Source organism: Cupriavidus alkaliphilus (assembly GCF_014191175.1).
GTDB lineage: Bacteria > Pseudomonadota > Gammaproteobacteria > Burkholderiales > Burkholderiaceae > Cupriavidus > Cupriavidus alkaliphilus.
Window position 1 is genome coordinate 164,899 of sequence record NZ_JACHWE010000004.1, and the last position, 13,361, is coordinate 178,259.

Annotated in this window: 15 protein-coding genes and 1 other RNA gene; 12 read left to right on the top strand and 4 right to left on the bottom strand. The window is 67.3% G+C overall.

Features of this window, described 5'->3' with window-relative positions:
• The first annotated feature begins 30 nt into the window (after positions 1-30).
• The 3 genes from pyrC to rnpB all read left to right on the top strand — a co-directional run bounded on the left by pyrC (position 31) and on the right by rnpB (position 2,290).
• Positions 31-1,065, top strand: coding sequence for a dihydroorotase (pyrC, locus tag FHX60_RS15605; protein ID WP_183283868.1), 1,035 nt, complete (start codon positions 31-33; stop codon positions 1,063-1,065).
• A 4-nt stretch (positions 1,066-1,069) separates the two neighbouring features.
• Positions 1,070-1,906 (top strand): DUF3025 domain-containing protein, encoded by an 837-nt coding sequence (locus FHX60_RS15610; protein ID WP_183283869.1) that lies wholly within the window; start codon positions 1,070-1,072, stop codon positions 1,904-1,906.
• Between the two features lie 43 nt (positions 1,907-1,949).
• An RNA gene (gene rnpB / locus FHX60_RS15615) (RNase P RNA component class A) lies at positions 1,950-2,290 on the top strand.
• Positions 2,291-2,345: 55 nt separating this feature from the next.
• On the opposite strand, the gene FHX60_RS15620 is transcribed toward rnpB, so the two are convergent.
• On the bottom strand, positions 2,346-2,768 hold the full coding sequence (locus FHX60_RS15620; RefSeq protein ID WP_018008793.1) for an OsmC family protein: 423 nt from the start codon (positions 2,766-2,768) through the stop codon (positions 2,346-2,348).
• A gap of 722 nt (positions 2,769-3,490) precedes the next feature.
• Between FHX60_RS15620 and rplM the strand changes: the two genes are divergently transcribed.
• The 4 genes from rplM to erpA all read left to right on the top strand — a co-directional run bounded on the left by rplM (position 3,491) and on the right by erpA (position 5,548).
• Positions 3,491-3,919, top strand: coding sequence for a 50S ribosomal protein L13 (rplM, locus tag FHX60_RS15625; protein WP_010813907.1), 429 nt, complete (start codon positions 3,491-3,493; stop codon positions 3,917-3,919).
• 12 nt (positions 3,920-3,931) lie between these two features.
• Positions 3,932-4,324 (top strand): 30S ribosomal protein S9, encoded by a 393-nt coding sequence (gene rpsI, locus FHX60_RS15630; RefSeq protein WP_012351769.1) that lies wholly within the window; start codon positions 3,932-3,934, stop codon positions 4,322-4,324.
• 257 nt (positions 4,325-4,581) lie between these two features.
• Complete coding sequence (locus tag FHX60_RS15635; RefSeq protein WP_183283870.1) at positions 4,582-5,079, top strand: bactofilin family protein; 498 nt, start codon at positions 4,582-4,584, stop codon at positions 5,077-5,079.
• Between the two features lie 100 nt (positions 5,080-5,179).
• On the top strand, positions 5,180-5,548 hold the full coding sequence (gene erpA / locus FHX60_RS15640; RefSeq protein ID WP_010813904.1) for an iron-sulfur cluster insertion protein ErpA: 369 nt from the start codon (positions 5,180-5,182) through the stop codon (positions 5,546-5,548).
• 60 nt (positions 5,549-5,608) lie between these two features.
• On the opposite strand, the gene FHX60_RS15645 is transcribed toward erpA, so the two are convergent.
• The gene (locus FHX60_RS15645) at positions 5,609-6,406 is read right to left on the bottom strand and encodes a phytanoyl-CoA dioxygenase family protein (protein ID WP_183283871.1); all 798 of its coding nucleotides are present in this window, start codon (positions 6,404-6,406) and stop codon (positions 5,609-5,611) included.
• Between the two features lie 89 nt (positions 6,407-6,495).
• Between FHX60_RS15645 and FHX60_RS15650 the strand changes: the two genes are divergently transcribed.
• Positions 6,496-7,410, top strand: coding sequence for a LysR substrate-binding domain-containing protein (locus tag FHX60_RS15650; RefSeq protein ID WP_183283872.1), 915 nt, complete (start codon positions 6,496-6,498; stop codon positions 7,408-7,410).
• Here FHX60_RS15650 and FHX60_RS15655 read toward each other — a convergent pair.
• Together FHX60_RS15655 and FHX60_RS15660 are read right to left on the bottom strand one after the other, a co-directional pair.
• Positions 7,398-8,486: an anhydro-N-acetylmuramic acid kinase gene (locus FHX60_RS15655; protein ID WP_221210041.1), complete on the bottom strand. Its 1,089-nt coding sequence runs from the start codon at positions 8,484-8,486 to the stop codon at positions 7,398-7,400. The two genes, FHX60_RS15650 and FHX60_RS15655, sit on opposite strands and share 13 nt — an antisense overlap.
• Positions 8,487-8,536: 50 nt before the next feature.
• On the bottom strand, positions 8,537-9,928 hold the full coding sequence (locus tag FHX60_RS15660) for a M23 family metallopeptidase (protein ID WP_092307707.1): 1,392 nt from the start codon (positions 9,926-9,928) through the stop codon (positions 8,537-8,539).
• Between the two features lie 249 nt (positions 9,929-10,177).
• Here FHX60_RS15660 and tyrS point away from each other — a divergent pair, with 249 nt between their 5' ends.
• From tyrS to FHX60_RS15680, 4 genes are all read left to right on the top strand, one after another.
• Positions 10,178-11,419 carry a tyrosine--tRNA ligase gene (gene tyrS, locus FHX60_RS15665; protein WP_092307709.1) on the top strand — a complete coding sequence of 414 codons (1,242 nt, stop codon included), beginning with the start codon at positions 10,178-10,180 and terminating at the stop codon, positions 11,417-11,419.
• A gap of 7 nt (positions 11,420-11,426) precedes the next feature.
• Positions 11,427-11,888 carry a D-aminoacyl-tRNA deacylase gene (gene dtd, locus FHX60_RS15670; protein WP_112773761.1) on the top strand — a complete coding sequence of 154 codons (462 nt, stop codon included), beginning with the start codon at positions 11,427-11,429 and terminating at the stop codon, positions 11,886-11,888.
• Between the two features lie 52 nt (positions 11,889-11,940).
• Positions 11,941-12,600 carry a YbhB/YbcL family Raf kinase inhibitor-like protein gene (locus tag FHX60_RS15675; protein WP_112773760.1) on the top strand — a complete coding sequence of 220 codons (660 nt, stop codon included), beginning with the start codon at positions 11,941-11,943 and terminating at the stop codon, positions 12,598-12,600.
• A gap of 83 nt (positions 12,601-12,683) precedes the next feature.
• Positions 12,684-13,358, top strand: coding sequence for a histidine phosphatase family protein (locus FHX60_RS15680; RefSeq protein WP_112773759.1), 675 nt, complete (start codon positions 12,684-12,686; stop codon positions 13,356-13,358).
• The last annotated feature ends 3 nt before the right edge of the window (positions 13,359-13,361 follow it).

Consider the following 13,361-nt stretch of genomic DNA (forward strand, 5'->3'; position numbering starts at 1 on the left):
GCCGCCGCCGCGGCCGGCCCCAAGCTAGCCATGACCCAGAAGCTCACCATCACCCGCCCGGACGACTGGCACCTGCACCTGCGCGACGGCGCGGCGCTGGCCGCCGTGCTGCCCGACACCGCCCGCCAGTTCGCCCGCGCCATCATCATGCCCAACCTGAAGCCGCCGGTGACCGCGGTGGCGCAGGCACAGGCCTATCGCGCCCGCATCCTGGCGGCGCTGCCGGCCGGCATGCAGTTCGAGCCGCTGATGACGCTGTACCTGACCGACAACACCAGCCCCGAGGAAATCGCGGCGGCCAAGGCCAGCGGCTTCGTGCACGGCGTCAAGCTGTACCCGGCAGGCGCCACCACCAACAGCGACGCCGGCGTGACCGATATCCGCCGCTGCTATCCGGCGCTGGAAGCGATGCAGCGCGAAGGGCTGCCGCTGCTGGTGCACGGCGAAGTGACCGACCCGGCCATCGATATCTTCGACCGCGAGGCCGTGTTCATCGAACAGGTGATGACGCCGCTGCGCCGCGACATGCCTGAACTGAAGGTGGTCTTCGAGCACATCACCACCAAGGATGCGGCACAGTACGTGCGCGACGCGAGCGGCCCGGTCGGCGCCACCATCACCGCGCACCACCTGCTCTACAACCGCAACGCCATCTTCACCGGCGGCATCCGCCCGCACTACTATTGCCTGCCGGTGCTCAAGCGCGAAACCCACCGCGAGGCGCTGGTGGCGGCCGCCACCTCGGGCAGCGAGCGCTTCTTCCTGGGTACGGACAGCGCCCCGCACGCGCGTGGCCTGAAGGAACATGCCTGCGGCTGCGCCGGCTGCTATACCGCGCTGCATGCGATGGAGCTGTATGCCGAAGCCTTCGACGCCGCCGGCGCGCTCGACAAGCTGGAAGCCTTCGCCAGCTTCAACGGCCCGGCATTCTACGGCCTGCCGCGCAACACCGGCACGCTGACGCTGGAGCGCGAGGACTGGGAACTGCCGGCCGAGCTGCCCTACGGCGACGCCACGCTGGTGCCGCTGCGCGGCGGCGAAACGCTGCGCTGGAAGGCACGCTGAAGCCTTGCGCAAACAGCAGACCGCGGCCGGCGAGCACTTCGCCGCCGCGCTGGCCGGGATCGACTGGTCCCGGCCGTGGTTCCAGCCTTTTGCCGCACACGGCGCCGCGCTGGCGGCGGCAGTGCAGGGCGGTGCCGACCTGCGCAGCGGGCTTGATGCACGCGCCGCGGCACTGGACCTGCGCAATGCGCGCGGGCTGCCGCTGCGCTTTGTCGCCCAGCACGCCTTGCCGGACGGCAGCGCCTATGAAGCGCATATCCATGCCACTGGCGAAGTCCCTACCCGCCACAATCTCCACGACTTCTTCAACGCGCTGGTCTGGCTGCATTTCCCGCAGGCCAAACGCGCCCTCAACCAGATCCAGGCCGATGTCATCGCCCGCCATGGCGTAACGACCACGCGCGGCGGCGTGCGCGATGCGGCGACGCTGTTCGACGAGAACGCGGTGCTGTTCCTCGGCACCGACCAGGGCATGACCGCGGCGCTCAGGGGGTTCGCGTGGGGGCGGCTGTTCGTCGATGGTCGGTCCCGATGGGACAGGGACTGCGCGGTGGTGCCGTTCGGCCACGCCTTGCTCGAAAAGCTGGTGCAGCCGTACAAGTCGGTGACGGCGCATGCCTGGCCAATGCCGCTGGTGCCCGGCGATCCTGCGCTCGATGCGGTGCTTGCCGGGTCACTGCTGTCCGCGGCCGATGCCGGCGCGTTGCGGGGCGGACGCAGCTTTGCGCCGCTGCCGGTGATGGGCATCCCGGGCTGGTGCGAAGACAACGCGGACCCGGACTTCTATGCCGATGCCACCGTATTCCGCCCCGGCCGGCGCCGCGACCGGGAGGCCGGCTGACGCCCCGGCAAGCGGGCGCAATCGGTGTTAGACTGCGGGCCGCAAAGCAGGCCAGGCAACCGCTGCCTGCACCGCAAGGTGCAGGGGGAGGAAAGTCCGGACTCCACAGGGCAGGGTGTTGGCTAACAGCCATCCACGGCAACGTGCGGAATAGGGCCACAGAGACGAGTCTTGCCGCCGGGTTCGCCCGGCGGGAAGGGTGAAACGCGGTAACCTCCACCTGGAGCAATCCCAAATAGGCAGGCGATGAAGCGGCCCGCTGAGTCTGCGGGTAGGGAGCTGGAGCCGGCTGGTAACAGCCGGCCTAGAGGAATGGTTGTCACGCGCCGCGCGCCGCAAGGCGGGCGGGGCGCACAGAATCCGGCTTATCGGCCTGCTTTGCTTCAGTCATCGGCACGGCCCGGCGCCCGCGCGGCGCACCGGGCCGTCCAAACTTCCCTCAGCCTTCGACGATTTCCAGCGTGTGCGTGATCTCGGCCGTCTTGGCCAGCATGATCGACGCCGAGCAGTACTTCTCATGCGACAGCTTGATCGCGCGCTCGACCGTGGCGGGGTTGAGATTCTTGCCGGTGACCACAAAATGGAAGTTGATGCGGGTGAACACCTTGGGATCTTCGCCGGCGCGTTCGGCCTGCAGCTGCACGCTGCAGCCCGTAACGTCCTGGCGGCCGCGCTTGAGGATCAGCACCACGTCATAGGCGGTGCAGCCGCCCGTGCCCAGCAGTACCATTTCCATGGGCCGCGGGGCCAGGTTGTGGCCACCACCTTCGGGGGCGCCGTCCATGGCAACGATATGGCCGCTGCCGGTCTGGGCGACGAAGCTCATGCCGTCGGCGCCCATCCATGTTACTTTGCATTCCATTTTGTTCGTTCCTGTGCTGTGTTTTGTCGGTTTGCGATCACAAGCGCGTGATCACGAATCTTGCTTTTCCGAGTATATGGCAACGTCAAGTTCGGGGCATTGAGGCCGATAACCTTAGAAAACCTGAGGGTTTCCTCTAATATGTGGTCGGGATGATACGTTCGTTTGTTCTGTAAGCTGTTGATTTTTAAAGAATAGATTCACAACGGATCAGCCCCGGTAACGTTTCGTAATACGGAATCACATTTCGCAGTGCAAATTTCCCTTGCATCCGGACAAACCCTAGGTATAATTCCAATCATTGAACGACGGCGCAGACAGCGCGCCAGAGTGCGAAAGCGAAGCCCCCGGCCAAGCCCGCCGCACCGCCCGCAAGTCCCTCCGTCGATCTCCAGGTGTCTCCTCCACCCTCCTCCTTTGGTGGATTCAAACCCAAGCTCAAACGCTTGGGTTTTTTTTCGCCTGAACACATCGCGCCCGCCTCACAAGTGCTTTGAACGGCCCGGGACCGCTGCCCATCGGCGTCGATCTTGACGAAAATCTTAGTCTTTGCTTGTGCGCTCGCCACGGCCGCCAGTATAATCGAGGGCTTTTCCGTCATGCCCGCGGAAGAAGAAGACAGCAGGACCCGGCCACCCCCGTGGCGGCCACAAGACTTGCAGGGGCGAGCACAAGCCTTCGCGAGTCGGATTACGGGCACGAACCAATAGTCAGGAAAAATCATGAAGACCTTTTCCGCCAAGCCTCATGAGGTAAAGCGCGACTGGTACGTGATTGACGCGACGGACAAAGTCCTCGGCCGTGTTGCCAGCGAAGTGGCACGCCGTCTGCGCGGCAAGCACAAGCCGGAATTCACTCCGCACGTCGACACGGGTGATTACATCATCATCGTCAATGCAGCCAAGCTGCGTGTCACGGGTACCAAGGAAACGGACAAGAAGTACTATCGCCATTCGGGCTACCCGGGCGGTATCTACGAAACGACGTTCGGCAAGATGCAGCAGCGTTTCCCGGGCCGTGCCCTGGAAAAGGCTGTCAAGGGCATGCTGCCGAAGGGTCCGCTGGGCTATGCGATGATCAAGAAGCTGAAGGTTTACGCCGAAGCCGAGCATCCGCACGAAGCGCAGCAGCCCAAGGCGCTGGAAATCTAAGGAGGCCAATCCATGATCGGTAACTGGAATTACGGTACTGGCCGCCGCAAGAGCGCTGTGGCACGTGTCTTCATCAAGTCGGGCAAGGGCGACATCGTCGTCAACGGCAAGCCCATCAAAGAGTATTTCGCTCGCGAAACCTCGCTGATGATCGTGCGCCAGCCGCTGGAACTGACCGCTCACGCTGAAACGTTCGACATCAAGGTCAACGTCACCGGCGGCGGCGAAACCGGCCAGGCCGGCGCAGTGCGCCACGGCATCACCCGCGCCCTGATCGACTACGACGCGACCCTGAAGTCGGCCCTGTCGAAGGCTGGCTACGTCACGCGCGATGCACGTGAAGTCGAGCGTAAGAAGGTCGGCTTCCACAAGGCGCGTCGTCGCAAGCAGTTCTCGAAGCGCTGATGCGTTTTCGCGGATCCGGCCTGCCGGATCTTGCGAAACCAGAAAAACCGCACGCTGGCCGTGCGGTTTTTTTTCGCCCGCTGGCTACGGAACCGGCCCCGTGCTGCCGTCATAGTGAGCAGGCCGCCATACTTTTGTGGGGTATCCGGCCGCACGCGGCTACAATCACGCCCTGTCGCCGACGGCAAGTCCGGCTTGCCGGCGCGGTTGCGCCATGGGCAGGCCAGCCTGGCACGAACGAGAGAGGAGTGAGAGTCATGCTGTTTTCCAAGAAGAAGGGCCTTTCGATCGACACGCTGATTGGCGAGGACACCGCCATCGACGGCGACCTGGTGTTTGCCGGCGGCCTGCGCCTGGACGGGCGGGTGCGCGGCAACGTGACCGCGGCGCCGGGCAAGCCCAGCATGCTGGTGGTGAGCGAGAAGGGCATGGTCGAGGGCGAAATCAGCGTCGGCCACCTGGTGCTGAACGGCACCGTCAAGGGCCCGGTGCAGGCCGCCGACCTGCTGGAGCTGCAGCCGCAGGCGCGGGTGCTCGGGGACGTGCGCTATGCTGCGCTCGAAATGCACCAGGGTGCGCTGGTCGAAGGCCGCCTGATGCCGATGGTGCAGGGCGAGGTCAGGGCGTTGCCGAACTTGATGGAGGCCGCGCCTGCGGACCAAGTGACGGAAGCGGCCGAAGCGGCCGATAACGAACCGGCCGCCGCAGACGAAACTCCCGCGGTCGAGGCCAGTCCCACTGAAAAGGCCGCATAGCGGCGACTTCGTTGCCCGGAACCCCTTGAAAACACAAGGTTTCGGCACGATTTCCCAGTAGCGCTTAGAATACAGGCGTATCTAAACAGGAGAACACCCCATGAACGCAGTCGCAGAGGCACCCGTTACCGAGGACGTGCCGGCACCGTTCGTCTTTACCGACAGCGCCGCCGACAAGGTCAAGCAGTTGATCGAGGAAGAGGGCAATGCCGAGCTGAAACTGCGCGTGTTCGTGCAGGGCGGCGGCTGCTCCGGCTTCCAGTATGGCTTTACCTTCGACGAGGAAGTCAACGAAGACGACACCACCATGGTCAAGAACGGCGTCACCCTGCTGATCGACTCGATGAGCTACCAGTATCTGGTCGGCGCCGAGATCGACTACAAGGAAGACATCAACGGCGCGCAGTTCGTGATCAAGAACCCGAATGCTTCGACCACCTGCGGTTGCGGCTCGTCGTTCTCGGTCTGAGCGATCCCGGTCTCAACAAAAAACGCACCTTCGGGTGCGTTTTTTGTTGTCCGCGCCGGCTTAGCGCGGCGCGCGCCAGACCACCGGGAACCAGTCTTCGCGCATGCGCTCGCCGGTTTGCTGGCCGATGCCGGGGAACGGCGGCGAGGTGCGTCCGGGGCGCTGCATGAAGCGCACGTCGTCGCCGAGGAAACGGGCAGAGAACGCCCGCCGCCGCCCGGTGCCGGTATTGCCGGCGGCACCGTGCACGGTGCGGAAGTCGAACACCACCGCATCGCCCGGTTCCAGTTCCGGAGCCAGCAGCGTGTGGCTGCCGTCCTCCACGTCCGGCATCTCCATGAACGCGTCATCGCCGCCGTAGAAGTTCTCGTTGCTGGCCCAGCGCTTGGGCCGCACCAGCCGCGGCCAGCGGTGCGAGCCGGCCACCACGCGCAGTGTGTTGGCCTGCGTGACGGGGTCCAGAGGAATCCAGTAGCTCGCGGTCTGGGTGCCGTCGACGCAGTAGTAGGGCAGGTCCTGGTGCCATGGGGTCGGCTTGGCGGTGCCGGGCTCCTTGACCAGGATGTGCTCGTGGAACACCTGCACCACCTGCGACTGCATGATCCGTCCGGCGATGCCGGCTGCGGCCGACTCGCGGATAAAGGCGGCGAACGGGCCGATGCGCTGCCAGTTGCAATAGTCCTCGAAGAAGCGCCCACCCTCGCCGGCGCGCACGTTCTCGATGGCAAAGGGGCCGGGCTCGGCCAGGTTCTGCGCGAAGCCTTCGCGCAGGCGCTCGACCCAGTCGGTAAAGGCGCCGCGCAAGACCAGCACGCCGTCGCGCTGGTAGGTGTCGATCTGTTCCGGGGTGATGTCCATGGCGATAGTGTGGGGGGCGATGGGCCCAGTATCGCCATGCGCGTGGGATAGGAAAAGCATATATTTCCTATGTTGCGATATAGGAAAACATGATCCCTTTTTCATTCCGGCAGCTCGAGTACTTTGTCGCCGCCGCCGAGCACGGCAGCATCAGCGCGGCAGCCCGGGCGCGCCATGTGTCGCAGCCGTCGGTATCGACCGCGATCGCCCAGCTGGAGGACACGCTGGGCGAGCCGCTGTTCAGGCGGCAGGTCAGCCGCGGGCTGTCGCTGACCCCGGCCGGGCAGCGCCTGCTGGGCAAGGCCCGCGACGTGCTGGCGCTGGCCGCGGGGCTTGCCGCCGACGATGGCGCCGGCCGCGGCCTGAGCGGCCAGCTGTCGCTGACCTGCTTCCAGGACCTGGGCCCGTACTTCGTGCCACGCCTGCTGGCCGGGCTGCGCGAACGCCACCCCGGCATCTCGGTGACCCTGTTCGAGGCCGACCTCGCCACCGTCCATCGCACCTTGCACGCCGGCAAGGCTGAGCTGGCGCTGACCTATGAACTGGGACTCGACGCCCGCACCGAGCGCCGTACGCTGGCAGAGCTGGCGCCCTACGCGTTGATCCCGGCCACCCATCCGCTGGCAAGCGGCGCCGATGTCAGCCTGGCCGACCTGGTCGGCGAGCGGCTCATCCTCGAAGACATCCCCCAGACCCGCGAGTACTTCCTGTCATTGTTCTGGGCGCATGGGTTGCGCCCGGCGCTGCACCAGTACACGCAGACCTTCGAGATGCAGCGCGGGCTGGTGGCGCATGGCTATGGCGTGGCGCTGTCGTGCACGCGGCCCGCGGGCGACCACAGCTACGACGGCGTGCCGATCGCCTGCCTGCCGCTGCGCGAGCCGGTGACGCCGCAGCGTGTGGTGCTGGCGCACTCGCCGGCCATGCGGGCGTCGCCGCTGGCGCAGGCGTTCATGGATTGGGTCGATGCAGGGGAGGGCGGCGCCGGGGTTCAGCGCGGGTAGATCGCGCCCAGCACGCGCGGCCCGGCGGCGCCGGTCACGGTGGGGACGTTGCCGGGCAGGCGCAGCAGGCACTGGCGCGCCAGCCAGGCAAAGGCGATGGCTTCGACCTGCGACACCGGCACGCCGTAGTCGTCGGAGGTCTCGATGGCCACGCCAGGCAGGGCCTGCGCCAGCCGCGCCATCACGAAGGCATTGCGCGCGCCGCCGCCGCAGACGATCAGCCGCCGCGCGGCGGGCGCGCTGGCGCGCACGTCGCGCGCGATGGCCTCGGCGGTCAGTGCCGCCAGGGTGGCCTGCACGTCGGCCGGCGCGAGCTGCGCAAACGCCGCAAGCCGTGCCTCCAGCCAGCCGGGATGAAACAGGTCGCGACCGGTGCTCTTGGGCGGCGCCGCGCTGAAATAGGGCTCGGCCAGGCACTGCGCCAGCAGCGCGGCGTCGACGCGCCCGCTGGCGGCCCAGTCGCCGTTGCGGTCGAAGGCGAGTCCGCGGTGGCGGCCGATCCAGTAGTCGAGCAGCGCATTGCCCGGCCCGCAGTCGAAGCCGCTGACGGGGCCGTCCGCTGCCGGCAGGATGCTGATGTTGGAGATGCCGCCGATATTGCAGGCCACGCGGGTCTCGGCGTCGCTGCCGAACAGCGCGTGGTGCAGCGCCGGCACCAGCGGTGCCCCCTGTCCGCCGGCAGCGAGGTCGCGGCTGCGGAAGTCCGCCACCACGTCGATGCCGGCCAGCTCGGCCAGCCGCGCCGGATGCTGGCTCTGGCGGGTATAGCCGATGCCGTCGTAGAGGCCGGGCCGGTGGCGGATGGTCTGGCCGTGGGCGCCGATGGCGGCGACCGAGGCGGCATCGATGCGCGCCTCGCGCAACAGCGCGGCGACGCAGTCGGCGTACACCTGCGCCAGCGCGTTGGCCGCCAGGGCCTCGCGGTGGATCTCGTCCTCGCCCGGCTGCTGCAGGGCGCCGAAGGCGGCGCGCAGCGTGTCGGGGAAGGGCTGGCTGGCGGCCGCCAGCACCGCGGGGCGCGCGCCGCTGAAATCGACCAGCACAGCATCGGCACCGTCCATGCTGGTGCCGGACATGATGCCGATATAGCGTTCGCTGCCGGGCACGGGGATCACGGTGGACGCGCTCAGTTGGCGGCGGTCAGCACGTTGTAGGTGCGCAGCGCGTTGATGCGGCTGAGCAGCCCGCTGGTGTAGGTCAGGAATTCCTGGCGCGACTTGCCGGTCAGCGCGGGCGATTCCATCAGCGTGATGGTCAGCGGGTTCTGCGGCACGTCGTTGAAGCGGAACTCGTAGTGCAGGTGCGGGCCGGTGGCCCAGCCGGTCGCGCCGACATAGCCGATCAGCTGGCCCTGGCGCACCGTCTGCCCCTGGCGCATGCCGGCAAAGCCGGACAGGTGCGCGTAGTAGGTGGAGTAGCCGTTGGGATGCGACAGGATGATGATGTTGCCGTAGCCGTTCTGCTGGCCGACGAACTCGACCACGCCGTCGCCGGTCGCCAGCACCTTGGTGCCGGTGGGGGCGGCGAAGTCGACGCCCTTGTGCTGGGCCCAGTCGTGATGCAGCGGATGCTCGCGGCCGCCGAAGCCCGACGACACGCGCGAGAACTCCACCGGCGAGCGCAGGAACGGCCGCTTCATGCTGCGCCCGTCGAAGGTGTAGTAGGCCCCGCCGTCCTTGCTGCCCTCGGGAGCGAACCACAGCGCCTGGTGCAGCTGGTTGCGGTTGATCAGTTCGAGCGCGACCACGCGGCCGTTGCGCACGAAGGTGCCGTCGCGGAAGCCCGCCTCATAGATGATGCGGAAGCGGTCGCCGGCGGCGATGTCATGGTGGAAGTCGATCACGCCGGAGAAGATCGACAGCATCTGCTGCACGACTTCGTCGGGCACGTTGGCCGCGTCCATGGCCTTGAAGAAGCCGCCGGAGGAAATCGCGCCCGAGGCCATCTCGTAGTGCACGTCGTTGTCGACGCGCTGCACCTTGGCCTTGTAGGCGGCGGCGGTGTCGCCGCTGGCGGCGCGCACGCGCTCGATCACCAGCTCGCGCGAGGCCGCGGCGTCGCCGCCGAGGTTGGCCTGCAGCGACACCAGCGTGTTGCTCTCGTCGATTTCCGCCTGCACTGCCTGGCCCGGGTTCAGGTTGAACAGGCCGCGCGCGGTGGGGTTCTTGACGATGAACGCCTGCGCGTCGGCATCGTCCACGCCCAGGCGCTTGAGCAGGCTGGCAATGGTGTCGCCGCGCTGCATGCGCTCTTCGCGCACGTACACGGCCTGGGTATCGGTGAGCTGTTCGAGCTGTTCGCGCACGTCCGGCATGCGCAGGGCCTGCTGGGTGCGGGGCGCGCGCGGATCGTCGTAGGCGCTGCGGGGTGCGACACCCATGGCCGCGGCCATGCCGAGCGTGAAGATCGCACCGACCGAGGCCGTCAGTTGTTTGCGCCGCCGCGCATGCTGGGGGTTGGTCGGATCGACCAGCACCACCAGCTCACGCGCGAAAACTTCGCGGAGTCTGGACCACATCACGTAAAATTCAACCTTGGTCTGAGCCCGCTGCCGGGGACGATGTGTCTCGTCTGCCTTCCTCCCCCGAGGTGCGGCGCGTGCTGTCAGTATTCAGTAATCTTGGCCGCCTGCCTTGCTGTGCAAAGTGACGGGTGGCGCACCGGAAAGGCTTCCGCAGGCGCCCGGAAACGCGGATTATACCAAAATCCGGCCCTGGCGGCTGTCGGCAGATTTCCTAAAATTTCAAGTATTTCAAAGACTTACGTGATGACTGAAGTTGCCTCGGCCGCACCGGCCAAATACCCCCTGACGCCCTCGGTGATGCAGGCCCTGGAAATCTCCAGGCGCGGCTGCGACGAGTTGCTGATCGAAGCGGAGTGGGCGCAGAAGCTGGCGCGCAGCGAGGCCACCGGCGTGCCGCTGCGCATCAAGCTGGGCCTGGACCCGACCGCGCCCGACATCCATATCGGCCACACCGTGGTGCTGAACAAGCTGCGCCAGCTGCAGGACCTCGGCCACCAGGTGATCTTCCTGATCGGCGACTTCACCTCGACCATCGGCGACCCGTCGGGCCGCAACAGCACGCGCCCGCCGCTCACACGCGAGCAGATCGAGGCCAATGCCCAGACCTACTACCGCCAGGCCAGCCTGGTGCTCGACCCGGCCCGCACCGAGATCCGCTACAACAGCGAATGGTGCGATCCGCTCGGCGCGCGCGGCATGATCCAGCTCGCCGCCAAGTACACCGTGGCGCGCATGATGGAGCGCGACGACTTCACCAAGCGCTTCCGCTCCGGGATTCCGATTTCCGTGCACGAGTTCCTCTACCCGCTGATGCAGGGCTACGACTCGGTGGCGCTGAAGTCCGACCTGGAGCTGGGCGGCACCGACCAGAAGTTCAACCTGCTGGTGGGGCGCGAGCTGCAGAAGGAATACGGCCAGGAGCCGCAGTGCATCCTGACCATGCCGCTGCTGGTGGGCCTGGACGGTGTCGAGAAGATGTCCAAGTCCAAGGGCAACTACGTGGGGGTGACCGAAGCCCCCAACGAGATGTTCGGCAAGCTGATGAGCATCTCGGACGACCTGATGTGGCAGTACTTCACGCTGCTGTCGTTCCGCCCGATGAGCGAGATCGACCTGATGAAGCAGGAGATCGCCGCCGGGCGCAACCCGCGCGACTGCAAGGTGCTGCTGGCGCAGGAGATCGTGGCGCGCTTCCACAGCCAGGCCGATGCCGAGAAGGCGCTGGAAGACTTCAACCACCGCGCCCGCGGCGGCGTGCCGGACGATATCCCGGCGGTGAGCCTGGCCGGCGCGCCGCTGGGCATCGCGCAGCTGCTCAAGCAGGCCAACCTGGTGCCGTCGACCTCGGAAGCCAACCGCAATATCGAACAGGGCGGCGTCAAGATCGACGGCGCCACCGTGAGCGACAAGGCCACCAAGGTGGCCGCGGGCACCTACGTCGTGCAGGTCGGCAAGCGCCGCTTCGCGCGCGTAACGCTGGCCTGAGGCGGCGATGATCGCGCTGATCCAGCGGGTAGCCCAGGCCCGCGTAACGGTCGCAGGCCGCACCACCGGCGAGATCGGCGCCGGCCTGCTGGCGCTGGTCTGCGCCGAGCGCGGCGACACCGAGGCGCAGGCAGAGCGGCTGCTGGCCAAGTTGCTGTCGTACCGGGTGTTTTCCGATGCGGACGGCAAGATGAACCTGCCGGTGCAGAACATGGACGGCAACGGCAATCCGGGCGGGCTGCTGGTGGTATCGCAGTTCACGCTGGCGGCCGATACCAACAGCGGCACGCGGCCCAGCTTTACCCCCGCGGCCTCGCCCGAGGACGGCCGGCGCCTGTACGAGCATTTCGTGGCGCGGGCGCGCGCAGCGCATCCGCAGGTGCAGACCGGCGAGTTCGGCGCGATGATGCAGGTCAGCCTGGTCAACGACGGTCCGGTCACGTTCTGGCTGCGCGTGGCACCGGCCTGAACCGATTCGAAGCTGCCGCGTCTACGGCGCGGCATCAAGACAGGAGAGACAAATGAAACTCTGGAGCAAGTCCTTCAACGACAACGCGCCGATCCCCGGCGAGTTCGCCTTCTGCGTGCCCGACGCCGCCGCCCACGTGGCCCTGTCGAACAACCGCAATCCCGACCTGCACTGGGAAGACGCGCCGGCCGAGACGCGCTCGTTCGTGCTGATCTGCCACGACCGCGACGTCCCCAGCAAGGGCGACGACGTCAACCAGGAAGGCCGCGAAGTGCCGGCCTCGCTGCCGCGCGTGGACTTCTTCCATTGGGTGCTGGTCGACATCCCGCCCGGGCTGACCTCGATCGCCGCGGGCTCGCACAGCGACGGCGTGATCGCGCGCGGCAAGCCGGGCCCGGAAGCCGCCGGCGGCACCGCCACCGCGGGCGGCCTGCGCCACGGCATCAACGACTATACCGGCTGGTTTGCCGGCGATGCCGACATGAAGGGCGACTACTACGGCTATGACGGCCCGTGCCCGCCGTGGAACGACGCGCTGCTGCACCACTACGTGTTCACGCTGTATGCGCTCGACCTCGACCGGCTGCCGCTGGAAGGCACCTTTACCGGCACCCAGGTGCGCGAGGCGATCCAGGGCCACGTGCTGGCGCAGGCCAGCCTGACCGGCACCTATACGCTGAACCCGAAGCTGGCAAAGTCATCGGCGGCCTGAAGCCGGGCCGGTGCCGCGTCCCGCGCGGTGCCGGGCCGGCATGGCCCCAAGCAAGCACCCGCAGCAACCCCGAAGGAAACGGCATGTCGCAAAGCCCCGGGCCGCATTCGCTGGCCTTTACCCACCTGATCGTGATCCGCCACGGCGAAACGGCCTGGAACCGGGAGCGCCGGCTGCAAGGCCAGCTCGATATTCCGCTGAACGACACCGGCCATGCGCAGGCACGGGCGCTGGCAACTGCGCTGGCGGGCGAGCCGATCGATGCGGTGTATGCCAGCGACCTGTCGCGCGCGATGGAAACCGCCGCGCCGCTGGCCGAGGCGCTGGGGCTGCAGGTGCGTGCCGATGCGCGCCTGCGCGAGCGCAGCTACGGCGCGCTGCAGGGCAAGACCTACGCCGAGGTGGCCGAGCACCTGCCGGAAGACTTTGCCCGCTGGCAGGCGCGCGTCCCTGATTACGCGCCGCCCGAGGGCGAGTCGCTGCTGGGCTTCCACGAACGCGCGGTCGATGCGGTGCTGGCGCTGTCGCGCCGGCACCCGGGCGAGCGCATCGCGCTGGTCGCGCACGGCGGCGTGCTCGACTGCCTCTACCGCGAGGCCACCGGCATGACGCTGGAAGCGCCACGCCAGCACGAGCTGCTCAATGCCAGCGTCAACCGCCTGCGCAGCGACAGCACCCACCTGACCCTGGCCCAGTGGGGCGACGTCAGCCACCTCGAGAACCTGGCGCTGGACGAGGTGGACCGGCGCGTGCCGTAGCCG

Bases quoted from the DNA above. Each gene is read 5' to 3' on its own strand.
- pyrC (WP_183283868.1), top strand. From the start codon at position 31: ATGACCCAGAAGCTCACCATCACCCGCCCGGACGACTGGCACCTGCAC.
- FHX60_RS15620 (WP_018008793.1), bottom strand. From the start codon at position 2,768: ATGGAATGCAAAGTAACATGGATGGGCGCCGACGGCATGAGCTTCGTC.
- rplM (WP_010813907.1), top strand. From the start codon at position 3,491: ATGAAGACCTTTTCCGCCAAGCCTCATGAGGTAAAGCGCGACTGGTAC.
- rpsI (WP_012351769.1), top strand. From the start codon at position 3,932: ATGATCGGTAACTGGAATTACGGTACTGGCCGCCGCAAGAGCGCTGTG.
- FHX60_RS15635 (WP_183283870.1), top strand. From the start codon at position 4,582: ATGCTGTTTTCCAAGAAGAAGGGCCTTTCGATCGACACGCTGATTGGC.
- erpA (WP_010813904.1), top strand. From the start codon at position 5,180: ATGAACGCAGTCGCAGAGGCACCCGTTACCGAGGACGTGCCGGCACCG.
- FHX60_RS15645 (WP_183283871.1), bottom strand. From the start codon at position 6,406: ATGGACATCACCCCGGAACAGATCGACACCTACCAGCGCGACGGCGTG.
- FHX60_RS15650 (WP_183283872.1), top strand. From the start codon at position 6,496: ATGATCCCTTTTTCATTCCGGCAGCTCGAGTACTTTGTCGCCGCCGCC.
- FHX60_RS15655 (WP_221210041.1), bottom strand. From the start codon at position 8,486: ATGTCCGGCACCAGCATGGACGGTGCCGATGCTGTGCTGGTCGATTTC.
- FHX60_RS15660 (WP_092307707.1), bottom strand. From the start codon at position 9,928: ATGTGGTCCAGACTCCGCGAAGTTTTCGCGCGTGAGCTGGTGGTGCTG.
- tyrS (WP_092307709.1), top strand. From the start codon at position 10,178: ATGACTGAAGTTGCCTCGGCCGCACCGGCCAAATACCCCCTGACGCCC.
- dtd (WP_112773761.1), top strand. From the start codon at position 11,427: ATGATCGCGCTGATCCAGCGGGTAGCCCAGGCCCGCGTAACGGTCGCA.
- FHX60_RS15675 (WP_112773760.1), top strand. From the start codon at position 11,941: ATGAAACTCTGGAGCAAGTCCTTCAACGACAACGCGCCGATCCCCGGC.
- FHX60_RS15680 (WP_112773759.1), top strand. From the start codon at position 12,684: ATGTCGCAAAGCCCCGGGCCGCATTCGCTGGCCTTTACCCACCTGATC.